Here is a 23,027-nt window from a genome sequence, read left to right on the forward strand (position 1 = left end):
AGATTTGTACTATGAGCCTGAATCCAAGAGATGTGGTGATCGTCGACTTTGGTCGTACACCCATGGGCCGCTCCAAGGGCGGCATGCATCGCAATACCCGCGCCGAGAACATGTCGGCCTACCTGATCGACCAACTGCTGGCGCGTAACCCCAAGGTCGACCCCAGCGAAGTCGAGGACGTGATCTGGGGGTGTGTCAACCAGACCATGGAGCAGGGCTGGAACATCGCCCGCATGGCCTCGCTGATGACCCGCATTCCCCACACCTCGGCGGCCCAGACGGTCAGCCGCCTGTGTGGGTCGTCCATGAGCGCCCTTCATACGGCGGCGCAGGCGATCCAGACCGGTAACGGCGATGTGTTCGTCATCGGCGGGGTAGAGCACATGGGGCACGTGAGCATGATGCACGGCGTAGACCCTAACCCGCAGTTGTCCCTGCACGCTGCCAAGGCGTCGGGCATGATGGGGCTGACCGCCGAGTTGTTGGGCAAGATGCATGGCATTACCCGGGAACAGCAGGACGCCTTTGGCGTGCGCTCGCATCAGTTGGCGCACAAAGCCACGGTGCAGGGGTTGTTCAAGAATGAAATCATTCCCATGGAGGGGTATGACGAGCAAGGCTTCCTCAAAGTGTTCGACTACGATGAAACCATTCGCCCGGAAACCACCCTCGAAGGCCTGGCGTCGCTCAAGCCTGCCTTCAACCCCAAGGGCGGTACCGTGACCGCGGGCACTTCATCGCAGATCACCGATGGCGCATCTTGCATGATCGTGATGTCGGCCCAGCGGGCACAGGACCTGGGCCTGCAACCCATGGCGATCATCCGCTCGATGGCGGTGGCCGGTGTCGATCCGTCCATCATGGGTTATGGCCCCGTGCCAGCTACCCAGAAAGCACTTAAGCGCGCGGGGCTGACGGTGGCCGACATCGATTGCTTTGAACTCAACGAAGCTTTCGCGGCCCAGGCGCTGCCGGTGCTCAAGGACCTTAAAGTGCTGGATAAAATAGAGGAGAAGGTCAACCTGCATGGGGGTGCGATTGCGTTGGGGCATCCTTTTGGTTGCTCAGGGGCTCGTATTTCCGGCACTCTGCTTAATGTAATGCAACAAAAGGGGGCTACTCTTGGGGTAGCAACCATGTGTATCGGCCTCGGCCAGGGCATCACTACGGTGTTCGAGCGAGTCTGATTGCATAGCGTGGCAATGACCGGGGCCAGGCGCCCCGGTTTTTGTTTTCACCGTTTGAAACAATGAGGCGAAATATGCTGTTACAACCGGGCGTCTATCGTCACTACAAAGGCCCTAAATACCGGGTATTTGGCGTGGCGCGCCATTCTGAAACCGAACAGCAGGTGGTGTGCTACCAGGCTTTGTATGGGGAATATGGCCTGTGGGTGCGACCGCTGGAGATGTTCTTGGAGTCGGTGGAGGTTGACGGCGAACAGGTCCCGCGCTTTGCTTTGGTGCAGGCGCAGGCGAGCGTATTTGCCTCCTCCGCCGATGATGCCATTTAAGTGGCGCCCTTGACCTCACTCGGTTGCCACTATATATAGCGGGGCCTCTAAAGGCGTCACCGCCTTCTATTTCTGTTTTTAGGAACCTTCCGATCCATGGGAAAATCGCTGGTCATTGTGGAATCCCCAGCCAAGGCCAAGACCATCAACAAGTACCTGGGCAACCAGTACGTGGTGAAGTCCAGCATCGGCCATATCCGTGACCTGCCTACCAGCGGTTCCTCCACGTCCAAGGAACCTGCTGCCCGCAAGGGTAAGGCCGCGAGCGAAACGCCAGCGCTGTCGCCGCGCGAAAAAGCCAAGCGTCAGTTGGTAGCGCGTATGGGGGTTGATCCCGAGCACGGATGGAAAGCCAAATACGAGATTCTTCCAGGAAAGGAGAAAGTCATCGACGAGCTGCGCAAGCTCGCCAAGGATGCCGATACCATCTATCTCGCGACCGACCTTGACCGCGAAGGGGAAGCCATTGCCTGGCACCTGCGCGAAGCCATAGGCGGTGACGACGCACGCTACAAGCGCGTGGTGTTCAACGAAATCACCAAAAAAGCTATCCAGGATGCGTTCTCTCAGCCCGGTCAGCTGGATATAGACCGGGTAAACGCCCAGCAAGCGCGCCGCTTCCTGGACCGGGTAGTGGGCTATATGGTCTCGCCGTTGCTGTGGCAAAAAATCGCCCGGGGCCTGTCCGCCGGGCGGGTACAGTCGGTGGCGGTCAAGCTGGTGGTGGAACGCGAGCGGGAAATCCGCGCGTTCATTCCACAAGAGTACTGGGAGCTGCACGCAGACCTGGCCAGCAGCAAGGCCAAGGTACGCTTCGAAGTTGCCCGTGAAAACGGCGAGGCTTTCAAGCCGCTGAACGAAACCCACGCCATGGCCGCGGTCGAGCAACTGAAAGCCTCGACGTTCAGCGTGGTCAAGCGTGAGGACAAGCCTACCAGCAGCAAGCCTTCGGCACCTTTCATTACCTCTACCTTGCAACAGGCCGCCAGTAACCGCCTGGGCTTCGGGGTAAAGAAAACCATGATGATGGCCCAGCGTTTGTACGAAGCGGGCTACATCACTTATATGCGTACCGATTCCACCAACCTGTCGGTGGATGCGTTGGAGATGGCGCGTAGCTACATCGAGGGTAACTTTGGTAAACAGTACCTGCCAGCGACCCCCAATGTGTATGGCAGCAAGGAAGGCGCTCAAGAAGCGCACGAAGCCATTCGTCCTTCGGATGTGAACCTGCACCCTTCGCAGCTCAACGGCATGGAACGGGACGCAGAGCGGCTGTACGAGCTGATCTGGCGGCAGTTCCTGGCGTGCCAGATGCCTCCGGCGCAGTACCTGTCCACTACCCTGACCGTGGTGGCAGGGGCCTATGAGCTGCGTGCCAAGGGCCGCATTCTGAAGTTCGACGGTTACACCAAGGTACTGCCCCAGGTCAGCAAGCCCGGTGAAGACGACGTGCTGCCTGAAATGGCACAGGGGGAGGCGCTTCAACTGCTCAGGCTCGACCCTACCCAGCACTTCACCAAACCGCCGGCGCGTTACTCCGAAGCCAGCCTGGTGAAGGAAATGGAAAAACGCGGTATTGGCCGACCATCGACCTATGCGGCCATCATTTCCACGATCCAGGACCGTGGCTATGTGACCCTGCACAATCGCCGGTTCTATTCCGAAAAGATGGGCGATATCGTTACCGAGCGTTTGAGCGAAAGCTTCGCCAACCTTATGGACTACGGTTTTACCGCTGGCATGGAAGAGCACCTGGACGATGTGGCCCAGGGCGAGCGCGACTGGAAAAACGTGCTGGATGAGTTCTACGATGACTTCCGAGCCAAGTTGGAGGTCGCCGAGGCCAGCGAAAATGGCATGCGAGCCAACCAGCCCACGCTCACCGACATTCCGTGCAAGGAATGTGGTCGACCGATGATGATTCGCACCGCGTCAACCGGCGTGTTCTTGGGTTGCTCGGGTTACAGCCTGCCCCCTAAGGAGCGTTGCAAGGCGACCATCAATCTGGTGCCAGGTGATGAAATTGCGGCCGATGACGAAGGTGAATCCGAGTCCCGGGTACTGTTGAACAAACACCGCTGCCCTATCTGCGCCACGGCCATGGACGCTTACCTGCTTGATGAAAGCCGTAAATTGCACATCTGCGGTAACAACCCGGATTGCGCGGGCTATGAGATCGAGCAGGGCAGCTTCCGCATCAAGGGTTACGAAGGCCCGAGCATTCAGTGCGACAAATGTGGCAGTGAGATGCAGCTCAAAACCGGCCGCTTCGGCAAGTTCTTCGGCTGTACCAATGCCAGTTGCAAGAATACGCGCAAGCTGCTGAAAAACGGTGAGGCCGCTCCGCCGAAAATGGACGCTGTAAAGATGCCGGAGCTTAAGTGCGAGAAGGTGGATGATACCTACGTGCTGCGCGACGGTGCGTCGGGGCTGTTCCTGGCCGCCAGCCAGTTCCCTAAAAACCGCGAAACCCGAGCGCCCCTGGTGCGGGAGTTGTTGCCGCACAAGGACGAGATCGATCCTAAGTATCACTTCCTCTTCGACGCGCCGGTGAAAGACCCTGAAGGGCGCTTCTCGGTAATACGCTATAGCCGTAAAACCAAGGAGCAGTACGTGCAAACGGAAGTAGACGGCAAGCCCACTGGCTGGCGCGCCTTCTTCGACGGTAAGGCGTGGAAGGTGGAAGACAAGCGCTAAAGGCCGCCGGGCCTTGGCTCGGCACTTTCTGGAGGTTGAACATGGCTTACGAGCTGTACACACGCACCAACCAGAAACTTTACTTCGCGGGCCTGGCCATTGATGCCCTTAAGCGCGCTGAGCAAGGTTCTGTGGTAAATGCTGCGTCCGTGGCCCAGGCCGAGCGGGAAGCGGTGCTGTTTCACCTCTACGGCGCGCTACTGGGGCTGTGTCACGAGATTGCCGGTTATTACCGCCTGGCAGACGCTGCCTCATCAAACCTTGAGCGTTTTCTAACACCTGAGGCCTTGGCTGCGGCGCCTAACCCTCAGTTGGGTGAGTTGGTAGAGTTGGTGGGTAACCCAGAGACTTGGCTCGCTTCGCTCGGGGCAGGCTATGCGCGCCTGTGGCAACCGCCTCGCGAGCCTAAGAAGCCTAAGCAGGATGTAACCCTGCCATTGATTCAGGCCGTAAGCCTGGATGAGCCACCACAAGCCCCACCACTGACCGCTGATACGCTAGAAAACTGGCGTCAGCAGCTCAAATTGCTTGCCATGCGGTTCAGAGAAGGGCTTAGTGAGTGCTGATCCGCCCGGTGGCTGTTACAATGGCCGCCTTTCCTGGAGAACCCTCACGTTATGTCTACGTCTTTTCTTGAAATCGTCGAATTGCCGGACGGTCGGATAGAGCTCCGTCGTGCCGACGATGAGGGCTCGTTAGTGACGCTGAATTTTTCTGAAGACGCCAAGGTATTTCTTCAGGGCCAGCATGTTGAAGTCGCCAAAGCGATGTTGAGCGTTGGCGTGCAAATGGCGGGCAAACTGGTCGAAGGGGAATTCGACCACGAAGAAGGGACCCGCGTACTCCATTAACGCCTCTAGCCCAGGCGAATGTTCAAACTCTGGGCCTCCCCTTGGTGAGCCGCGTTAATGAGTTGCTGACGATTACTCCCACTGAGCGGGTTTACCCAACTGACTACCGTATGGCTACGCCCCAGGCGCAAGGCCTCGCACGCTAGCTGTAGTGGTGTCTGATTTGACTTAGGCTGTAGCAGCAAAATGCGCTCACGGTTGAGCCCAGCTTCTCGAAGCCAGCTCTGGGTTAGGCTGGCAGGCGGTGCTACCAACGTAAGCCAGCGCATATGCTCACCTTCGCTCAATTCCCGCAACATCGGAGCCAGTAGGTTAAGGCAGTTCCCCGTAGCGCCGCGCAGGCTCAATTCACTAAACACTTCAGGGCCATGGCCAGGCCAGTTGTCGGCGGGTGCCTTCTGAAAAGCCTGATTGCAGGGTGCGATAAAGGCTTCGAACAGTGACAGTTGAGGGTGTTGAAGGGTGGTGGGCATTAACGGGGAAAGCTGCATGTCGCCTCCTGACTATCGACGGATGACACCGACACTGAGCCCTTCGATGACCAAATCCTGCTTTTGCAGGTCGATCTCGATAGGCGCGAATTCCGGGTTTTCGGCAAGTAGCTGAACCTTGTCGCCGTTGCGGTTGAAACGCTTGACGGTAACTTCGTCGCCGATCCGGGCTACCACGATCTGCCCGTTACGCGCTTCACGGCAGGTATGAATGGCAAGCAGGTCGCCATCCAGGATACCTACGTCCTTCATGCTCATCCCATGTACACGCAAGAGGTAATCTGCCCGTGGATGGAAGAAGGCCGGGTTGATGTTGCAGGCATCCTCGATGTGCTGCTCGGCAAGAATGGGCGCCCCCGCGGCCACACGGCCAATAACGGGCAGGGTGGTTTCATTGGCGGCGCGGGGCTCGGCACCAGGGATTCGAATGCCGCGGCTTGCGCCAGGGGTCATTTCAATAGCGCCCTTGCGAGCCAAGGCCTTAAGGTGCTCTTCAGCGGCGTTGGGCGACTTGAAGCCCAGCTCCTGAGCGATCTCGGCGCGGGTAGGGGGGAAACCGTTATCGTCGAGGCAACGCTTGATGAAAGCGAGTATCTCGGCCTGGCGTGGCGTAAGTTTCTGCATGGCGTTGGCTCTGGCTTTTTATACAGTGACTGGAATTATATACAGTATTGAGTGCTTGGCAATCCCCAGCCGGTTGGCGTGGGTGCTTGAGCGCCAGCCCATATAGCTGGAAAATCCCCGGCTGGCTTGACAAGCGCCACGGGCCAAACGTATGTTTCAAACACTCGTTTGTCAGCCGGAGCAACCATGGCACAGTCGGAAACCGTGGAGCGCATTCTAGATGCCGCCGAACAACTGTTCGCGGAGAAGGGCTTCGCTGAAACCTCCCTGCGCCTGATTACCGGCAAGGCCGGTGTCAACCTGGCGGCGGTAAATTACCACTTCGGGTCCAAGAAGGCGCTTATCCAGGCGGTATTCTCACGCTTCCTCGGGCCGTTCTGCGCAAGCCTGGACCGCGAGCTGGAGCGTCGCAGCGCACGGCCGGAGCATAAGGCAAGCCTGGAAGAATTGCTCGAAATCCTTGTTGACCAGGCCATGTCGGTGCAACCGCGCAGCAATAACGACCTGTCCATCTTTATGCGGTTGCTGGGGCTGGCCTTCAGCGAAAGCCAGGGTCACCTGCGGCGTTATCTGGAAGACATGTACGGGAAGGTGTTCCGCCGCTATATGACCCTGGTCAACGAAGCCGCTCCGCGCATACCCGCGCTGGAGCTGTTCTGGCGGGTGCATTTCATGCTTGGCGCCGCGGCCTTCAGCATGTCCGGCATCAAAGCCTTGCGGGCTATTTCAGAAAACGACTTCGGCGTGGATACCTCCATCGAGCAGGTGATGCGCTTGATGGTGCCCTTCCTGGCGGCTGGTATGCGCGCGGATAGCGGCGTAAGCGACCCGGTGATGGGCAGCGCCCAACTGCGGCCCCGCAGCAAAGCGCCGGTCAAGGCCTGAGCCGCCGCGACAGCCCTTCACAGATTGGGTAAAGTAGCGGCCCCGCAGCCTTTGCCCAAGGATTTTCCATGAGCGCCAGCCTTCAAGGCTCTCTGATGGTAGACGTCGCCGGTACCTGGCTAACCGCCGAAGACCGCCATCTGATTCGCCAGCCCCAAGTGGGCGGCCTTATACTCTTTGCCCGTAACATCGAACACCCCCGGCAGGTACGTGATCTGTGCGCCAGCATCCGTGCGATCCGCCCCGATCTCATTCTGGCCGTGGACCAGGAAGGTGGCAGGGTGCAGCGGCTGCGCCAAGGGTTCGTGCGCCTTCCAGCCATGGGTGATATCGGTGAGGCGGCCATGGGTGAGCATGCCCAAAAACTCGCCAGGGCCTGTGGCTGGATCATGGCCATCGAAGTACTTGCCGCCGGCCTGGACCTGAGTTTTGCCCCGGTACTGGACTTGAACCACGGGCGAAGCGCTGTGATCGGTGCCCGCGCCTTCGGTGGCGAGCCCGCCTCGGTAACCGCCCTTGCAGGCGCGTTTATCGAGGGCATGAACCACGCCGGCATGGCGGCCTGTGGCAAGCACTTCCCTGGCCATGGCTGGGCCGAAGCCGATTCCCATGTAGCCATACCCGTCGATGAGCGCCCCTTGGATGTACTGCGCGCGGTAGACATGCAGCCCTTCATGGCCCTGCGTCATCGCCTGGCCGCGCTAATGCCGGCCCATGTGATCTACCCGGCTGTGGACGATCGGCCCGCTGGCTTCTCGGCGCGCTGGCTACAGGGCATTTTGCGGGGTGAGTTGGGCTTTGACGGCGTGATCTTCAGTGATGACCTGTCCATGGCTGGCGCCCACGTGGTCGGAGACGCCGCCGCTCGAATAGAAGCCGCGCTGGTCGCCGGGTGCGACATGGGGTTGGTTTGTAACGACCGCGGCGCCGCCGAACTGGCCTTGAGCGCTACCCAGCGCCTGAACGTAACGCCCCCGCCTCGATTGGCTGGCATGCGCCGCCGCGCCGTGGTAACCACTGATTACCGACAACACCCTGACTGGCTGCGGGCGCTGGGTGCGCTGCGCCAGGGTGGGTTGCTCGAACCAGGAGCTTGATCATGACCACCTATGCAATTATCGGCGGCACCGGCCTGACGCAATTGGACGGCCTGGATATCCAACGCGCGGTGGAGATGGAAACTCCCTACGGTGCTCCCTCGGCGCCGATACTGGTGGGCCAGTATGCCGGCCGGGACGTGCTTTTCCTAGCCCGTCACGGCCACCCCCATCGCCTGCCGCCGCACCAGGTGAATTATCGCGCCAACCTTTGGGCCCTCAAACAGGCTGGCGCCGATGCGGTGTTGGCGGTCAATGCCGTTGGGGGTATCCACCCGGCCATGGGCACGGGGCACCTTTGTGTTCCGCACCAGTTGATCGACTACACCAGCGGGCGGGCGCATACCTTCTTTGCTGATGAGCTGGAACACGTTACCCATATCGACTTCAGCTACCCCTATAGCGAAGCCCTGCGCCAGCAGTTGGTGGAGGCGCTGCAGGCCGAAGGCCATGGGTTCAGCGACTTTGGGGTGTATGCCTGTACCCAGGGCCCACGCTTGGAAACGGTGGCCGAAATCACCCGGCTGGAGCGCGATGGCTGTGACATCGTGGGCATGACCGGTATGCCCGAAGCGGCTCTGGCCAGAGAAATCGACCTGGCCTATGCCTGCTTGGCATTGGTGGTGAACCCCGCGGCAGGTAAAAGCAGTGAGGTGATCACGATGGCAGAGATTGAAGCAGCCTTGGGCCAGGGCATCGGTAAGGTAAGGGGCGTGCTGGCTCGGGTGCTCACCGCCTGAGTGTGGCCCCGCGGGGGCTCAAGCTTTAGCGTTTGCCAGGCAGGGGTTCGAACAGGGCTTCGATATCCTCGGTTTCCCAGTGCCAATCTCCAGCCCGGCGGCCGTCTAGCACACCAGCAGCCAGGGCGGTTTTTTCCTGTTGTAATTGGGCGATCTTCTCCTCCACTGTACCGCGGGTAATCAGCTTGAACACGAACACAGGCTTATCCTGGCCAATGCGATACGCACGGTCGGTGGCCTGTTGCTCGGCGGCCGGGTTCCACCAAGGGTCGTAGTGGATCACCGTATCGGCGGCCGTAAGGTTCAAGCCCACGCCGCCGGCTTTGAGGCTGATCAAAAAAATCCGTTTGCGCCCTTGTTGAAAATCCTCCACCGGTGCCCGGCGGTCCCGGCTGGCACCTGTGAGCAGGGCATACTCCAGACCTCGTTGTTGCAGCTCTGCTTCGATCAACTCCAGCATGGAGGTGAACTGGGAGAACACCAGCACGCGGCGGTTTTCGGCCATCAGACGCTCCAGCATCTCCATCAGGCTCTGTAGCTTGCCGGAGCTACTGGCTGGGCCGCCCACGCGCGTTTTGTCCACCAGGCGCAGGTCGCAGCAGACCTGGCGGAGTTTAAGTAGTGCCTCAAGGATGATGATCTGGCTGCGGGCCATGCCCTTTCGGGTGATTTCCGCGCGGACCTTGCGGTCCATGGCCAAGCGCACCGTTTCGTACAGGTCCCGCTGAGCATCGTTGAGCTCAACCCATTGGATGATGTCGGTTTTGGCGGGCAGCTCGGTGGCCACTTGCTCCTTGGTGCGGCGCAGCAGAAACGGCTTGATGCGCGCATTCAGGTGCTGCAAGCGTTCTTGGTCTTCATGTCGCTCGATGGGCACGCGGTACTGGGTATTGAAGCTTTTGGCGTCTCCCAGCCACCCCGGCATCAGAAAATGAAACAGCGACCATAGCTCGCCCAAGTGATTTTCCAACGGCGTACCGCTCAGGCACAATCGCTGCCGAGCGTCGAACTGCCGCGCCGCTTGGGCAGCCTTGCTGCCAGGGGTTTTGATGTACTGCGCTTCGTCAAGAATGAGTACATGCAGTTTCAACCCACTGATGCGATCGATATCCTTGGGTAGCAGGGCATAGGTGGTCAGCAGCAGGTCGTAGGTATGCAATTGATCGAAGTGTTGCTTACGCCCGATGCCTTGTAGCGTAAGCACTCGCAAACTGGGCGCGAAGCGGTTGGCTTCATCCTGCCAGTTAGGGATCAAACTGGTGGGCATCACGACCATCGCCGGCCGGTCCAGGCGGCCTGCGGCTTTTTCCGCAAGAAGGTGTGCCAAGGCCTGGAGGGTTTTACCCAGGCCCATGTCGTCTGCCAAGATGCCGCCCACCTCCAACGCTCGCAGGCTCTGCATCCAGCTCAACCCTTCGAGCTGGTAGCCACGCAAGGTAGCGCTGAGCCCTGCTGGCGCTGCGCTAGGGTGATTACCCAAATCACTCAGGCGCGTGGCCAGAGCCCGTAGCCGCTCACCACCCTCCCACTGTAATGGCAAATTGGAAAGGGCATTGAGGCGCGAGGCGTCCGGGGTGGCCAGGCGCAAACGGGTCGCGCCTGTTTCTTGTTGGTACGCATCGCCCAGCGCCGCTAGTACGGGCTTTAGGCGGGCGTAGGGCAGGGCCACCTGGGTGGCGCGTTTGGCGCCCGGTACGCCAGGCAACGCTACTACCAACAGCTCATCATCCTTTTTGCGGGCCAGGCTGCTGGGTTTGAGCATATCTGGGTGGCTACGCACTAGATTAAGCAAAATGGGCAACAGGCTCTGGCGCTCGCCGTTGACCAGGATCCCGAGTTCCAAGTCGAACCAGTCATGGTCCCGAGCCTCTTCAACCACGGCGTACCAGTCATCCACCGGCGTAAGCTGGAAACTGAAATGTTCGCCGAATTCGATTTCCCAACCTTGGTCCCGCAGCCGCGGCAGGTCATGGAGTACAAAGCGTAGCCAGGCGGCATCGGAGGGCAATTCGTAGAGCTCACCGGCGCTTTCTGGCACCGCCTTGCTCTGCCGAGTGGCGATACGAAACCCAAGGTCGGTGAGGGCCTTGCGGGCATCGCGTTCACGGTCCAGATCGCGAGTCACACGCTTGACGCCACTAACTTTCGCCGGCGCCAGGCTGGAGGCTGGCAGGTAGTGGGCGCCATAGCCGAAGGCCAGGGCCGCACGGTGCTGCACCTGGCGCTGCATGCGCCCATTGCGCGGCTCGAACGCGGTGAACTCGACACTCCCCAACCACAGGCGTGGTCGCGCCTGGGTGGAGGCATTCACACTCATGTTCATGGTGCGGGGGCCACCCGGGCGGGCAGGGCCGGATACAGGCTATCCATTAGGGCGCGCGGCTTTGGCCAACTGTTCAAGCAGGCTTTCGACGGTATTGAAGCGCTTCTCTGGCCGTTCCATGGGGACTTGGAATTTGAACAGCGTGGCCCCTTCGAATTTATACCGCTTCGGCTGGCTTTGAATCAGCTTGATCAGCACCATCGGGTCCACGGGTGTTTCGGCCGCAAACTCGATGCGCCCGCCCTGGGGGCCGCCGTCGATTTTCAGAATGCCTAGCTTTTCAGCCTGCAGCTTGAGCAACGTCAGACGTACCAGGTTCTTGGTAGGGTCTGGCAGCAGGCCGAAGCGGTCGATCATTTCCACTTGCAGGTCTTTCAAACCGTCTTCGTCCACGGCAGAGGCGATACGCTTGTACAGAATCAGCCGCGCGTGCACGTCAGGTAGGTAGTCGTCCGGGATCAGCGCCGGCAGGCGTAGGTTGATTTCCGGGCCGCCGCTCAAGGGTTTATCCAGGTTGGGCTGTTCACCTTTTTGGATGGACTTGACTGCCCGCTCCAGCATTTCCATATAGAGCGTAAAGCCCACGGCTTGAATCTGGCCGCTCTGGCCTTCGCCCAGCAGTTCACCCGCGCCACGAATTTCCAAATCGTTGGTGGCCAGTACGAAGCCTGCGCCTAGATCTTGGGTATTGGCGATGGCCTCCAGGCGCTTTTCCGCATCTGGGGTGATCTGCTGGCGCGATGGCGTGAGCAGGTACGCGTAGGCCTGATGGTGGCTACGGCCTACGCGGCCGCGCAACTGGTGAAGCTGCGCCAGGCCGAACTTGTCGGCCCGCTCAATGATGATGGTGTTGGCGCTGGGCACGTCGATACCCGTCTCGATGATGGTCGAGGCGATCAGCACGTTGAAGCGCTTGTGGTAGAAGTCGCTCATCACCTGTTCAAGGTCACGCTCACGCATCTGCCCATGACCGATGCCGATGCGTGCCTCAGGCACCAGTTCAGCCAGGTCCGCGGCGCATTTCTCGATGGTTTTGACGTCGTTGTGCAGGTAGTACACCTGGCCGCCGCGCAACAGTTCACGCAGCAGGGCTTCTTTGACCGTGCTTTTGTTCTGCTCCATCACGAAGGTGCGTACCGACAGGCGCCGCGCGGGCGGGGTGGCGATGATGGAGAGGTCGCGCATGCCGGCCATGGCCATGTTCAAGGTACGCGGGATGGGCGTGGCGGTGAGGGTAAGAATGTCCACCTCGCTGCGCAGGGCCTTGAGGGCTTCCTTCTGGCGCACGCCAAAACGGTGTTCTTCGTCGATGATGACCAGGCCCAGGTTCTTCACCTTCACGTCATCCTGCAGCAGCTTATGGGTGCCGATCACAATGTCGATCTTGCCATCGGCCAGCTCTGCCACGGCTTCGTTCACTTCTTTGGTGGACTTGAAGCGGCTCATCACTTCCACCCGCACTGGCCAGTCGGCGAAGCGGTCACGAAAGCTGTTGTAGTGCTGTTGGGCGAGGAGGGTGGTGGGTACCAGAATGGCTACCTGACGGCCGCCATGCACCGCAATAAAGGCCGCGCGCATGGCCACCTCGGTTTTGCCGAAGCCTACGTCGCCACATACCAGACGATCCATGGGCTTGGGCGCGAGCATGTCACTGCGTACTGCCTCGATGGCCACTTGCTGGTCGGGGGTTTCCTCGAAGGGGAAGCCCGCGCTGAAGGTTTCGTAATCCAAGGCCGGGTCGCCGAAAGCGTAACCCTTGCGCGCCGCGCGCCGCGCGTAGATATCCAGCAACTCGGCGGCCACGTCGCGCACCTGTTCGGCTGCCTTGCGCTTGGCTTTCTGCCAGGCTTCGGAGCCCAGGCGGTGCAGAGGCGCCAAGGCATCGTCGCTGCCGGTATAGCGAGCGATCAGGTGCAGGTTGGCCACCGGCACATACAGCTTGGCGTTCTCGGCGTATTCCAGCGTCAGAAATTCCGCCACTTGGTTTTCGATTTCAAGCGTAGCCAAGCCCAGGTAACGGCCAACGCCATGGTCGATATGTACCACGGGCGCGCCTTCACGCAACTCGGCCAGGTTCTTGATCACCGCGTCGCTGTTGCCACCGTCGCTGCGCTTATCGCGGCGCCGGCGTTGCATCACGCGCTGGCCAAACAGCGGGCTTTCGGCAATCAAGGCCAGGGCTGGGTCGTCCAGTTGCAGGCCTTCGTCCAAGGGCGCGATGGTGATCGCCAAACGCGCGTCACTGGCCACGAACCCTGGCCAGCCATCGACGGTTTGCGGCTTGAGCTTGAACCGCGCCAGCATGTCCAGCAGCACTTCCCTGCGGCCGGCGGACTCGGCGGTGAACAATACCCGGCCAGGGAATTCATCCAGGTACTTGGCCAAGGCCGCCATTGGCTGGCTGGCCTTGGCTTCGATGGCCAGGTTGGGCAGGGCGCTGGCCGGGAAGCGCTCGAAGCCAGCTCCAATGCCTGGGTCGTCACTGCTGGCAACGACGCGTGGCCAGGTTTTAAGCCGCGCAAAGCAATCTTCCACGGGCAGGAACAGTTCCGCGGGCGGTAGCAGCGGGCGCAATGGGTCGATGCGACGCTCTTCATAGCGATTGCGCACATCGTTCCAGAACTGTTCGGCCGCCTGCTCGATACCCGGCAACGAGAACACTTGCGTGGTGTGTGGCAGGTAGTCGAACAGGGTAGAGGTTTGCTCGAAAAACAGCGGCAGATAGTATTCGATGCCTGCTGGCGTGATACCGCTGTTAAGGTCCTGGAAAATCGGGCTGCGCCTGAAGTCCACGTCGAACCGCTCCCGGAAACGCGCCTTGAAGCGGGTAAGGGCCTCCTTCTGCAACGGGAATTCTCGTGCCGGCAGCAAACGCACCGAATCGACTTTATCGATGGAGCGCTGGGTTTCGGGGTCGAAGGTGCGCAGGGTTTCGATTTCGTCGTCGAACAGGTCGATTCGATACGGCAGCTTGCTGCCCATGGGGAACAGGTCGATAAGCGCCCCCCGTACGGTAAATTCCCCATGCTCGTACACGGTGTCCACGTACCGATAGCCAGCGGCCTCGAAGCGGGCGCGCATGGCTTCGACATCCAGCCGCTGCCCCACGTCCAATACCAGGCTGCTGCCAAGCAGGAAGTTGGTGGGCGCCAGCCTGTGTAGGGCGGTGGTAATGGGCACTACCAAAATGCCGTGGCTCAGCTCAGGCAGCCGATACAAGCTGGCAATGCGCTGGGAAACGATGTCTTGGTGGGGCGAGAACAGGTCGTAAGGCAGGGTTTCCCAATCGGGGAAATGCAGCACCGGCAGGCCTGGCGCGAAGAAGCGCAGTTCCTGTTCGAGCCGATCCGCGGCCTGGCTATCGGGCGTCAGCAGCAGCGTAAAGCGCTTGGCAGTGCTGGCGGCCTCGGCAATGGCCAGGCTCAGGGCGGCACCTGGCAGGTTGCCCCAGGCCTGTTTGACCGGCGAGGCTGAACTCGCCATGGAGGGTAGCGGCGGAAGGCGCAGAACTGGCACGGTAAGGTAAGGCTCCAGGTGCTGGTCAAACGAGGATTGTAGCGGTGGAGCAGGCCGGCTGTCAGTGGTGAGGGGGCTAAAAAGAAGGCTATGGCGGGCGCGAACTTACCTATGCCCAGGCGGTCTATGCAGCCGTGTTGGCGGGTGCTGATTGCATGAACGCAACGGTCGAAGCCATAATGTAGCCCCTTTTTTGTCCCCCTACATGTGGAAGGTTACCGTGAATCAGAAGCCCGACCAGTGTCTTGGTGAATGGATCGACCGTGAAGCGCTCGCCGAAGCGATGATCCCGTTGATTGGTCAGCTTTACCGCAACAATAACGTGGTGACCTCGATCTATGGCCGCAGCCTGATCAACCGTTCCGTGATCGCGCTGCTCAAGGCCCACCGCTTCGCTCGTCACCGTCAGGTCGATTCGAGCGAGCTGTCGGTTCACGAAACGTTCCCCCTGCTTCAGGCCATGAGCCAGCTCGCATTGGGCGCCGCTTCCGTGGATCTGGGCAAGCTGGCGGTCAAATTCAAGGCCGAAGCCAACGGCCGCAGCCCCGAAGCCTTCGTGCGTGACGAGCTGGCCGATGTAGTGGGCAAACAGGCGACCGACGCGGGCCACCGCAAGGGCCAGGACGTGGTGCTATACGGCTTTGGCCGCATCGGCCGCCTGCTGGCGCGCATCATGGTCGAGAAAACCGGCGGTGGCGATGGCCTGCGCCTGCGTGCCATCGTGGTGCGCAAGGGCTCCAACGATGACCTTACCAAGCGGGCCAGCCTGCTGCGCCGCGACTCGGTTCATGGCTCCTTCGACGGCACCATCATGGTGGACGAAGAGCACAATACCCTGAACATCAACGGTAACCTGGTTCAGGTGATCTACGCCAAGGCGCCCAACGAGGTGGACTACACCCAGTACGGCATCCAGCACGCCCTGCTGGTGGACAACACGGGCGTATGGCGTGACGCCGAGGGCCTGGGCCAGCACCTGGCGTGTCCTGGCATCGACCGGGTCATCCTGACCGCCCCGGGCAAGGGCAAGCTGAAGAACATCGTTCACGGTATCAACCACCAGACGATCACCGCTGAAGACAAGATCGTGTCGGCCGCTTCCTGTACCACTAACGCCATCGTGCCGGTGCTCAAGGCCATCAACGACAAATTCGGCATTGCCAACGGCCACGTCGAAACCGTTCACTCGTACACCAACGACCAGAACCTGATCGACAACTTCCACAAGGGCGAGCGCCGCGGTCGTAGCGCGGCGTTGAACATGGTGATCACCGAAACCGGCGCCGCCACCGCCGCTGCCAAGGCCTTGCCAGAGTTGGCCGGCAAGCTCACTGGCAACGCCATCCGTGTGCCTACGCCGAACGTGTCCATGGCCATCCTGAACCTGAACCTGGACAAGCCAAGCAACCGTGAAGAGATGAACGAATACTTGCGCCATGTGGCGCTGCATTCGGACCTTTCTCGGCAGATCGACTTTGTCAGCTCCACCGAAGTGGTATCGACGGACTTCGTCGGCTCCCGCTACGCCGGGGTGGTCGACGCCGAAGCCACCATCTGCAACGACAACCGTGTTGTGCTGTACGTGTGGTACGACAACGAGTTCGGCTACAGCTGCCAGGTGATCCGCGTGATGGAAGACATGGCCGGGGTCAACCCGCCTGCCTTTCCCAAGTAAGCGTTAGCCCGCTGTACAAAAGCCCCGATGCCTGTAAAGGCCCGGGGCTTTTTGTTATTGCGCCCCTTACCGTAGAAGGGGCCTTTTTGTAGGAGCAAGCGAAGCTGGCGAACAGTAGCATCACGGGATCGCTGGCAAGCCAGGCTGCTACTTTTTACGCTGCGTGGGCCGTGCGCAAATGCGGGTTGGTGCGAAACAGCACCAGGGTCGCGATCAAGCCCATCACCGCCGCGCCACTCAGCCACAGTCCAGGCGCTGCCTGGTTGCCCAGGGCGTGGATCAGCCAGGTGCAGGCTGCGGGGGTGAAGCCGCCGAAGGTGGCGGTGGCCAGGCTATAGGCTAGCGAGAAACCTGTAGTACGCACTTCCTTGGGCATGATCTCGGTCAGGGCCACTACCATGGCACCGTTGTACGAGCCATAGAGGAAGGATAGCCAGAGGCCCACCATCAGCAGGTGAGTAAAGCTTGGCGAGCCCACCAGCCATGCCAGCAAAGGGTAGGCGGTAATGATCGCCAATACCGTGGTGGACACCAGCAAGGGCTTGCGCCCGATACGGTCTGACACCGCGCCCATCACCGGCAGCCAAATGAAGTTCGACAGGCCAATGCACAGGGTCACCAGCAAGGCATCAAATTCAGATAAATGCAGTTCAGCCTTGCCGAAGGTCGGGGTGTAGGCAGTGATCAGGTAGAAAGACACCGTGGTCATCACCACCATGGCCATGCCAGCGATGATCAGGCCGAAATTTTGGCCGATAGATCTGAGCACTTCGCGCAGCGTCGGGCGATGGATACGGGCCTGGAATTCAGGGGTTTCTTCCAGCGAGCGGCGTATGAAGAAGATCACCGGCACGATCAGGCAGCCAATCAGGAAGGGCACGCGCCAGCCCCATTCGCTCATTTCCTGCGGCGAGAGGAAATGATGCAGGATAACGCCCAATAGCCCGGCGAAGATCACCGCAACCTGCTGGCTCGCGGACTGCCAGCTAACGAAAAACCCTTTGCGCCCAGGCGTTGCGATTTCCGCCAGGTACACCGACACGCCACCCAACTCAACCCCTGCCGAGAAGCCTTGTAGAAGCCGGCCCAGCAGCACCAGGATGGGCGCGGCCACTCCGATGCTGGCATAGCCCGGCACCAGAGCGATAAGCAGCGTGCCCATGGCCATCATGCCCAGGGTCACAATCAACCCCTGGCGTCGACCATGACGGTCGATATAGGCGCCTAATACAATGGCGCCCAATGGGCGCATCAGGAAGCCCGCGCCAAAGGTGGCCAGCGACAGCATCAGCGATGCGAAGGCGCTATCGGTGGGGAAGAACGTGGCGGCAATGGCCGTGGCGTAAAAGCCGTAGACCATAAAATCGAACATCTCAAGGAAGTTGCCGCTGACAACGCGAAAAATCGCTTTGCCTTTGCCTGGTGATGAGGCCATGAAGGTACCCGATTATCGATTGGAATGGAGGGAGTCCCCGTAATAGACGCCTTGACGCTCATGTTGCGCTCGGCTCGCATGGCGGTGGGCGAATTTGTAACCATATGTGTTAGCAGTGGACCTGAGCAAATGAAATCAGTTCGTAGCGGCCAAACGTGACTAGGTTTTGCTTTCAAAGAACGCCTGCACAGCGGATTATTACCGGGCGTGTAACTACAATTGTCTCGACACTGAGATAGCCAATTAGCCAGCTAACAGTTAATGTTCGCCGCTTGCAGGCTTGGCTGGATTGCACATGAATTGATGCCGGCCCGGGCATTTCGAGCCGTAGGCAGCCAATGGGCGCCGCGGCCTGTTCTGAAGGAGTACGCATGGCTGTCTACAACTACGACGTAGTGGTGCTGGGGTCCGGTCCAGCAGGTGAGGGGGCGGCCATGAACGCCGCCAAGGGAGGGCGCAAGGTGGCCATGGTCGACAACCGCCGGCAGGTGGGCGGTAACTGCACCCATTTAGGGACCATTCCTTCCAAGGCGCTGCGTCATTCGGTCAAGCAGATCATTCAGTTCAACACCAACGAGATGTTTCGCATCATCGGCGAGCCTCGCTGGTTCTCTTTCCCCGATGTGCTCAAGAGCGCCGAACGGGTGATTGCCAAGCAAGTGGCATCACGCACCAGCTATTACGCGCGTAACCGCGTGGACGTGTTCTTCGGCAGCGGCAGCTTTTCCGACGAGCAAACCATCCAGGTCATCTCCGTCAACGGCGCTCAGGAAAAGCTGATCGCCAAGCAGGTGATCATTGCCACCGGCTCCCGTCCCTATCGCCCAGCAGACATCGATTTCACCCACTCGCGCATTTATGACAGTGACACCATCCTTAGCCTGACCCATACCCCGCGCAAGCTGATCATCTACGGCGCGGGTGTGATCGGCTGCGAGTACGCCTCGATCTTCAGTGGCCTTGGCGTACTGGTCGAGCTGGTGGACAACCGCCAGCAGTTGCTAAGCTTCCTGGACTCGGAAATTTCCCAAGGCCTGAGCTACCACTTCAGCAACAACAACGTGATGGTGCGCCACCAGGAAGAATACGAGCGGGTGGAGGGGCTGGAAAACGGTGTGGTGCTGCACCTCAAATCCGGCAAGAAGATCAAGGCCGACGCCTTGCTGTGGTGTAACGGTCGTACCGGCAATACCGACCAATTGGGCCTGGAAAACATCGGTATCAAGGTTAACAGCCGTGGCCAGATCGAAGTGGACGAAAGCTATCGCACCAGCGTGCCCACCATTTATGGCGCCGGTGACGTGATCGGTTGGCCAAGCCTGGCCAGCGCTGCCTATGACCAGGGGCGGTCCGCCGCCGGTACCATCGTCGACAATGGCAGCTGGCGCTTCGTCAACGACGTGCCGACTGGCATCTATACCATTCCGGAAATCAGCTCCATCGGCCGCACCGAGCAAGAGCTGACCCAGGAAAAAATCCCGTATGAAGTGGGCAAGGCGTTCTTCAAGGGCATGGCGCGGGCGCAGATTTCTAACGAGCCGGTGGGCATGCTGAAGATCCTGTTCCACCGCGAAACGTTGCAAGTACTTGGGGTTCACTGCTTCGGCGACCAGGCTTCGGAAATCGTGCACATCGGCCAGGCCATCATGAGCCAGCCGGGTGAACTCAATACCCTGAAGTACTTCGTGAACACCACCTTCAACTACCCCACCATGGCAGAAGCCTATCGGGTAGCGGCCTATGACGGCCTGAACCGGCTTTTTTAAGCGGCTCCGGCCGGCGGCCCGAGCCGGCCGGGGCGCAGGCCTTCAGCGAGTCCCGAGGGTGGCGCTGGCCAAACCGGGAAAGTCTGTGATCAGGCTGTCCGCGCCAAAATCCGCGAGCCTGCGCATCAGCGCGGGCTCGTTCACGGTCCATACCGACACATGCAACCCCTGGCGCTGAGCTTTTAGCAGGCGCTCGGGGGTGCATAGTGTCCAGTTCAGCGCCAAGTATTGGCAGGCGTAGCTCTCGGCGATTTTCAGTGGGTCTAGCCAGGCATATTCCGCCACCAGGCCTCGAGAGACATCCGGCACCCAATCCACCGCCGCTCGCAACACTTCTCGCGAGCTTGAAGTGATGGTGATCTTGTCCAGCAGCCCGTACCGCTGAGCCAGTTCCCGAATGGTGAGTACCATGGTGGCCGCGCGGGTGCGCGAAGCGCTTTTCACCTCTAACTGCCAATGCTCGAAAGCGCACTGTTCGAACAGGGTTTCCAGGCGCGGAATGGGGCAGGGCTTGAGGCACCCTGGCGTGCCCTTGCGTGCGTCTGTGGCTTGCAGTTCAGCTGCCGTGTAATCGGCCACCTTGCCGCGCCGGTCCGTGGTGCGCTTGAGGGTAGGGTCATGAATGACCATCAAGGCCCCGTCCTTGGAAAGGTGCAGGTCCAGCTCACAGCGCTTTACGCCGTGCTCCAGACATTTCTGGAAACTGGCCAGGGTGTTTTCGGGAGCTTCGCCTTTCGCGCCGCGATGGCCGTAGATCAAGGTCACTTCAGGTTCCTTCTGTGTGTTAGACAGCGTCCAAGGCTTGGTCTAGGGCCTGGCGACGTTCCATCGCCTGTTTCTGCAATACATAGCGCGCCATTAGCTGGCGTTGGGCGTCGGTGGTGCCTTCGAACTCCACGCCAATGGAATAGCTGCCATCGGCCGAGGCGTTGCAGTGCACAACCCGCGCCTTAAGCATCATGCCAAGGGCCTGGGGCATAAAGGCCATTTTCAGGCTCAAACGTGTACCGGGTGCCGCTGGAACCGGGTCATGGAAATCCAGCCCCGCTTCGGAAATCACCACAGGCCGTGGTTCACCCAGAGTGCCCATCAGCATTTGCGCCAGCACCTGGCTAAGCAGGTCAATGCGCTTATTCTGAGCCTTCAAGAAACCACTCATCGCGCGATTGGAATCCCCCAACTGCCGCAGCAGGTGCTGGGATTCGAACTCGCTCAAATGCAGTTCGCTAAGCAGGGTAAACAGGGGAGAGCCGTCTGGCGTCGATTCTGGCGAGTCGCTCAGGGGGGTGATTTCAAGTGCGATGCGATCTTCGATACGGTAGTATTCGCGGCGCTCTGCTTCATCTGGTGTTGGCATGGCGAACCCAAGTTGGCGGTTATGGTCCGAGTGTACGGCCGCCGCGGCGGCGTAGCCACACGGATGTTCCTTTCACTCCGAACAAGCACTTACATGTTCAGACCTCTTTTTGCCTTCGTTGGCGCGCGCTATACCCGCGCCAGGCGTCGGAATCATTTTGTTTCTTTCATTTCACTAACGTCCATGACTGGGCTTGCCCTAGGCGTGATCGTGATGATCGTGGTGTTGTCCGTGATGAACGGCTTCGACCGCGAGATGCGTGATCGGGTTTTGGGCATGGTGCCTCACGCCACCCTTGAAGCCGGCCAACCTATTGATGATTGGCAAGCACTCGCGGCCAGGGCCGGGCAGTATCCAGGTGTTGCCGCCGTGGCGCCCTTTACCCAGTTGCAAGGGTTGCTAACCCATGACGGCCAGGTGCAGAAGGTTTTGCTCAACGGTATCGACCCTGCCCAGGAAGCTAAGGTTTCGATCATCGACGCCTTTGTTCGCGAGGGCCGGTTGGCCGACCTGGCTGCCGGTGGTTTTGGCGTGATGCTCGGCGACAAGGCCGCCGCCAAACTTGGGGTGAAGGTGGGCGACAAAGTAACGTTCGTGGCCCCGGAGGTCACTGTCACCCCGGCCGGCATGTTCCCGCGCATGAAGCGCTTTACCGTGACCGGTATCTTCCATGTGGGCGCGGGTGAAATCGATGGCTATCTGGGCCTCGCCAACCTGAGCGACCTGGGCAAACTGCACCGCTGGAAGCCGGGGCAGATCCAAGGCGTGCGGCTGAAGTTCGACGACCTCTTCCAGGCGCCACGGGGCGCGTATCAGTTGGCGCAGCAGTTGGGCAGCGAGTACTACACCCGCGACTGGACCCGCACCCACGGTAATCTCTACCAGGCCATTCGCATGGAGAAGAACATGATCGGCCTGCTGTTGCTGCTGATCGTGGCCGTGGCGGCGTTCAATATCATTTCAACCCTGGTGATGGTGGTGAACGACAAGCGCGGGGATATCGCCATATTGCGCACCCTGGGCATGACGCCTCGGCAGGTGATGGGCGTATTCATGGTGCAGGGGACCATCATCGGGGTCATCGGAACCCTCGTCGGCGGTGCCCTGGGCATGTTGGGCGCTTTGAACGTAAGCCGGGCCATTGCCGGGCTGGAAAGCTTGATCGGGCATAAATTCCTCAACCCGGATGTCTACTTTATCGACTATATCCCGTCGCAGCTGATGGCCCAAGATGTGCTGCTGGTGTGCGGCGCGGCGTTGGCCCTGAGTTTCCTTGCCACGTTGTACCCGGCCTGGCGCGCGGCACGCACCCAGCCCGCGGAGGCGTTACGTTATGAGTGAGTTGCCCATGAGTGAACAAGCCGTACTGAGTTGCCGCAACCTGGGCAAGGCCTATGAGGAAGGGCCTGAATCGGTGGTGGTGTTATCCAACCTGGAGCTGGAACTGCATGCCGGTGAGCGAGTAGCCATCGTCGGCACATCCGGCTCCGGCAAAAGCACCTTGCTTAACCTGCTCGGTGGCCTGGATACCCCCAGCGAAGGCAGCGTGTGGCTCGCCGGGGAGCAGCTCTCCGCCTTGAACGAGCGTGATCGTGGCTTGCTGCGCAACCGTGCCCTGGGCTTCGTATATCAGTTCCACCACTTGCTGGCCGAGTTCACCGCCTTGGAAAACGTGTGCATGCCCTTGCTCATCGGGCGCACGCCGATTCCCGAGGCCCGTCAGCGCGCCACTCAGTTATTGGAGCGGGTAGGCTTGGGCCATCGCCTGGCGCACAAGCCCGCCGAGCTTTCCGGTGGCGAAAGGCAGCGCGTGGCCATTGCCCGCGCATTGGTCAACCGCCCTGGCCTGGTGATGCTGGACGAGCCTACCGGTAACCTGGATCAGCATACCGCTCAGGGCATTCAGGATTTGATGCTCGAGCTTAGCCGCTCGCTGCGTACCGCGTTTTTGGTAGTGACCCACGACCCGGTACTGGCTCGGCAGATGGACCGGGTGCTCAAGTTGGACGAAGGCCGTCTGGTGCCTCTCTAACCCTTCGAGGCGCTTGGCGCCT

19 protein-coding genes are annotated in these 23,027 nt (G+C 60.2%); 12 read left to right on the forward strand and 7 right to left on the reverse strand.

Annotated features, from left to right (window positions below):
* Positions 1-11 precede the first annotated feature (11 nt).
* The 5 genes from fadA (at position 12) to ACWKV4_RS04550 (ending at position 5,064) form a co-directional block, all read left to right on the forward strand.
* A complete protein-coding gene (gene fadA / locus ACWKV4_RS04530) occupies positions 12-1,187 on the forward strand; it encodes an acetyl-CoA C-acyltransferase FadA (RefSeq protein WP_483830877.1) in 1,176 nt (391 codons plus the stop codon).
* Positions 1,188-1,261: 74 nt separating this feature from the next.
* The gene (locus tag ACWKV4_RS04535) at positions 1,262-1,513 is read left to right on the forward strand and encodes a DUF1653 domain-containing protein (RefSeq protein WP_483830876.1); all 252 of its coding nucleotides are present in this window, start codon (positions 1,262-1,264) and stop codon (positions 1,511-1,513) included.
* A gap of 96 nt (positions 1,514-1,609) precedes the next feature.
* The gene (gene topA / locus ACWKV4_RS04540; RefSeq protein ID WP_483830875.1) at positions 1,610-4,213 is read left to right on the forward strand and encodes a type I DNA topoisomerase; all 2,604 of its coding nucleotides are present in this window, start codon (positions 1,610-1,612) and stop codon (positions 4,211-4,213) included.
* 41 nt (positions 4,214-4,254) lie between these two features.
* A complete protein-coding gene (locus ACWKV4_RS04545; protein WP_483830874.1) occupies positions 4,255-4,779 on the forward strand; it encodes a DUF6586 family protein in 525 nt (174 codons plus the stop codon).
* A 51-nt stretch (positions 4,780-4,830) separates the two neighbouring features.
* Positions 4,831-5,064, forward strand: a complete 234-nt coding sequence (locus ACWKV4_RS04550; protein WP_483830873.1) for a hypothetical protein — start codon at positions 4,831-4,833, stop codon at positions 5,062-5,064.
* A 5-nt stretch (positions 5,065-5,069) separates the two neighbouring features.
* Here the strand turns inward: ACWKV4_RS04550 and sulA are convergent, their stop codons facing one another.
* Together sulA and lexA are read right to left on the reverse strand one after the other, a co-directional pair.
* On the reverse strand, positions 5,070-5,555 hold the full coding sequence (sulA, locus tag ACWKV4_RS04555) for an SOS-induced cell division inhibitor SulA (protein ID WP_483830872.1): 486 nt from the start codon (positions 5,553-5,555) through the stop codon (positions 5,070-5,072).
* A 12-nt stretch (positions 5,556-5,567) separates the two neighbouring features.
* Positions 5,568-6,179: a transcriptional repressor LexA gene (lexA, locus tag ACWKV4_RS04560; RefSeq protein WP_483830871.1), complete on the reverse strand. Its 612-nt coding sequence runs from the start codon at positions 6,177-6,179 to the stop codon at positions 5,568-5,570.
* A 186-nt stretch (positions 6,180-6,365) separates the two neighbouring features.
* Between lexA and ACWKV4_RS04565 the strand changes: the two genes are divergently transcribed.
* The 3 genes from ACWKV4_RS04565 (at position 6,366) to ACWKV4_RS04575 (ending at position 8,901) form a co-directional block, all read left to right on the forward strand.
* Complete coding sequence (locus ACWKV4_RS04565) at positions 6,366-7,064, forward strand: TetR/AcrR family transcriptional regulator (RefSeq protein ID WP_483830870.1); 699 nt, start codon at positions 6,366-6,368, stop codon at positions 7,062-7,064.
* Between the two features lie 68 nt (positions 7,065-7,132).
* A complete protein-coding gene (gene nagZ / locus ACWKV4_RS04570; protein WP_483830869.1) occupies positions 7,133-8,161 on the forward strand; it encodes a beta-N-acetylhexosaminidase in 1,029 nt (342 codons plus the stop codon).
* A gap of 2 nt (positions 8,162-8,163) precedes the next feature.
* Positions 8,164-8,901: an S-methyl-5'-thioinosine phosphorylase gene (locus tag ACWKV4_RS04575; protein ID WP_483830868.1), complete on the forward strand. Its 738-nt coding sequence runs from the start codon at positions 8,164-8,166 to the stop codon at positions 8,899-8,901.
* 25 nt (positions 8,902-8,926) lie between these two features.
* On the opposite strand, the gene ACWKV4_RS04580 is transcribed toward ACWKV4_RS04575, so the two are convergent.
* Positions 8,927-11,224, reverse strand: coding sequence for a DEAD/DEAH box helicase (locus tag ACWKV4_RS04580; RefSeq protein ID WP_483830867.1), 2,298 nt, complete (start codon positions 11,222-11,224; stop codon positions 8,927-8,929).
* Positions 11,225-11,263: 39 nt separating this feature from the next.
* Positions 11,264-14,740 (reverse strand): transcription-repair coupling factor, encoded by a 3,477-nt coding sequence (gene mfd / locus ACWKV4_RS04585; protein WP_483830866.1) that lies wholly within the window; start codon positions 14,738-14,740, stop codon positions 11,264-11,266.
* A 205-nt stretch (positions 14,741-14,945) separates the two neighbouring features.
* Between mfd and ACWKV4_RS04590 the strand changes: the two genes are divergently transcribed.
* Complete coding sequence (locus tag ACWKV4_RS04590) at positions 14,946-16,415, forward strand: glyceraldehyde-3-phosphate dehydrogenase (protein WP_483830865.1); 1,470 nt, start codon at positions 14,946-14,948, stop codon at positions 16,413-16,415.
* A gap of 154 nt (positions 16,416-16,569) precedes the next feature.
* Here the strand turns inward: ACWKV4_RS04590 and tcuC are convergent, their stop codons facing one another.
* Positions 16,570-17,850, reverse strand: coding sequence for a tricarballylate/proton symporter TcuC (gene tcuC / locus ACWKV4_RS04595; protein WP_483830864.1), 1,281 nt, complete (start codon positions 17,848-17,850; stop codon positions 16,570-16,572).
* A gap of 371 nt (positions 17,851-18,221) precedes the next feature.
* Between tcuC and sthA the strand changes: the two genes are divergently transcribed.
* Entirely contained in the window at positions 18,222-19,616 is a 1,395-nt protein-coding gene (gene sthA, locus ACWKV4_RS04600; RefSeq protein WP_483830863.1) for a Si-specific NAD(P)(+) transhydrogenase, read from the forward strand.
* A gap of 42 nt (positions 19,617-19,658) precedes the next feature.
* Here the strand turns inward: sthA and ACWKV4_RS04605 are convergent, their stop codons facing one another.
* Together ACWKV4_RS04605 and ACWKV4_RS04610 are read right to left on the reverse strand one after the other, a co-directional pair.
* Complete coding sequence (locus tag ACWKV4_RS04605; protein WP_483830862.1) at positions 19,659-20,381, reverse strand: glycerophosphodiester phosphodiesterase; 723 nt, start codon at positions 20,379-20,381, stop codon at positions 19,659-19,661.
* 19 nt (positions 20,382-20,400) lie between these two features.
* Positions 20,401-20,973 carry a PilZ domain-containing protein gene (locus tag ACWKV4_RS04610; protein ID WP_483830861.1) on the reverse strand — a complete coding sequence of 191 codons (573 nt, stop codon included), beginning with the start codon at positions 20,971-20,973 and terminating at the stop codon, positions 20,401-20,403.
* A gap of 93 nt (positions 20,974-21,066) precedes the next feature.
* On the opposite strand from ACWKV4_RS04610, the gene ACWKV4_RS04615 reads away from it, so the two are divergent.
* Together ACWKV4_RS04615 and lolD are read left to right on the forward strand one after the other, a co-directional pair.
* Positions 21,067-22,314 carry a lipoprotein-releasing ABC transporter permease subunit gene (locus ACWKV4_RS04615; protein ID WP_483830860.1) on the forward strand — a complete coding sequence of 416 codons (1,248 nt, stop codon included), beginning with the start codon at positions 21,067-21,069 and terminating at the stop codon, positions 22,312-22,314.
* A 7-nt stretch (positions 22,315-22,321) separates the two neighbouring features.
* The gene (gene lolD / locus ACWKV4_RS04620; RefSeq protein ID WP_483830919.1) at positions 22,322-23,005 is read left to right on the forward strand and encodes a lipoprotein-releasing ABC transporter ATP-binding protein LolD; all 684 of its coding nucleotides are present in this window, start codon (positions 22,322-22,324) and stop codon (positions 23,003-23,005) included.
* Positions 23,006-23,027 lie beyond the last annotated feature (22 nt).

This window comes from Pseudomonas artemisiae (genome assembly GCF_057128685.1).

Excerpts from the sequence above, each read along its gene's own strand:
- ACWKV4_RS04610 (WP_483830861.1), bottom strand. The coding sequence starts at position 20,973 with ATGCCAACACCAGATGAAGCAGAGCGCCGCGAATACTACCGTATCGAA.
- nagZ (WP_483830869.1), top strand. The coding sequence starts at position 7,133 with ATGAGCGCCAGCCTTCAAGGCTCTCTGATGGTAGACGTCGCCGGTACC.
- ACWKV4_RS04535 (WP_483830876.1), top strand. The coding sequence starts at position 1,262 with ATGCTGTTACAACCGGGCGTCTATCGTCACTACAAAGGCCCTAAATAC.
- ACWKV4_RS04565 (WP_483830870.1), top strand. The coding sequence starts at position 6,366 with ATGGCACAGTCGGAAACCGTGGAGCGCATTCTAGATGCCGCCGAACAA.
- ACWKV4_RS04545 (WP_483830874.1), top strand. The coding sequence starts at position 4,255 with ATGGCTTACGAGCTGTACACACGCACCAACCAGAAACTTTACTTCGCG.
- lolD (WP_483830919.1), top strand. The coding sequence starts at position 22,322 with ATGAGTGAACAAGCCGTACTGAGTTGCCGCAACCTGGGCAAGGCCTAT.
- ACWKV4_RS04615 (WP_483830860.1), top strand. The coding sequence starts at position 21,067 with ATGTTCAGACCTCTTTTTGCCTTCGTTGGCGCGCGCTATACCCGCGCC.
- fadA (WP_483830877.1), top strand. The coding sequence starts at position 12 with ATGAGCCTGAATCCAAGAGATGTGGTGATCGTCGACTTTGGTCGTACA.
- sulA (WP_483830872.1), bottom strand. The coding sequence starts at position 5,555 with ATGCAGCTTTCCCCGTTAATGCCCACCACCCTTCAACACCCTCAACTG.
- sthA (WP_483830863.1), top strand. The coding sequence starts at position 18,222 with ATGGCTGTCTACAACTACGACGTAGTGGTGCTGGGGTCCGGTCCAGCA.
- ACWKV4_RS04590 (WP_483830865.1), top strand. The coding sequence starts at position 14,946 with ATGTGGAAGGTTACCGTGAATCAGAAGCCCGACCAGTGTCTTGGTGAA.
- topA (WP_483830875.1), top strand. The coding sequence starts at position 1,610 with ATGGGAAAATCGCTGGTCATTGTGGAATCCCCAGCCAAGGCCAAGACC.
- ACWKV4_RS04575 (WP_483830868.1), top strand. The coding sequence starts at position 8,164 with ATGACCACCTATGCAATTATCGGCGGCACCGGCCTGACGCAATTGGAC.
- ACWKV4_RS04580 (WP_483830867.1), bottom strand. The coding sequence starts at position 11,224 with ATGAACATGAGTGTGAATGCCTCCACCCAGGCGCGACCACGCCTGTGG.
- tcuC (WP_483830864.1), bottom strand. The coding sequence starts at position 17,850 with ATGGCCTCATCACCAGGCAAAGGCAAAGCGATTTTTCGCGTTGTCAGC.
- ACWKV4_RS04550 (WP_483830873.1), top strand. The coding sequence starts at position 4,831 with ATGTCTACGTCTTTTCTTGAAATCGTCGAATTGCCGGACGGTCGGATA.
- lexA (WP_483830871.1), bottom strand. The coding sequence starts at position 6,179 with ATGCAGAAACTTACGCCACGCCAGGCCGAGATACTCGCTTTCATCAAG.